Below are 392 nucleotides of genomic sequence, written 5' to 3'. Positions count from 1 at the left end.
CGGGGTGCAGCTGGACCGGCTCGATCTGGAGGTGAGCGATGGCTAGGCAGAACCGCCTTGACACGCCCGGTCGCCGCCGAAATGAGTGGCTCCCGCGGATGCGGATGGACCAGGACACCTTCGGCAGCTTCGCCGAGTCGTTCGCGCGCTGGATGGGTACGGCGCACTTCCTGATCTGGATGACGATCATCATCGTCGCCTGGGTGCTCTGGAACGTGTTCGCGCCGCAGGCCCTGCGCCGGACCCGTTCCCCTTCCTGTTCCTCACCCTGGCGCTGTCCCTGCAGGCCTCCTACGCCGCCCCGTTGATCCTGCTGGCGCAGAACCGGCAGGAGGCCAGGGACCGGGTCAGCCTGGAGCACGACCGCGAGGTGGCCGCGCAGTCCCGCGCCG

At 69.1% G+C, this 392-nt stretch carries 1 pseudogene; it reads left to right on the top strand.

The features are described 5' to 3' along the window. Nucleotides 1-38 precede the first annotated feature (38 nt). Nucleotides 39-392, top strand: a pseudogene (locus tag BN358_RS11060) (DUF1003 domain-containing protein); the annotation flags it as partial.

Source organism: Sedimentibacter sp. B4 (assembly GCF_000309315.1).
Lineage (GTDB): Bacteria > Bacillota > Clostridia > Tissierellales > Sedimentibacteraceae > Sedimentibacter > Sedimentibacter saalensis.
The sequence above is the reverse complement of the archived record's forward strand: the minus strand, read 5'-3'. Positions and strand labels throughout refer to the sequence as shown.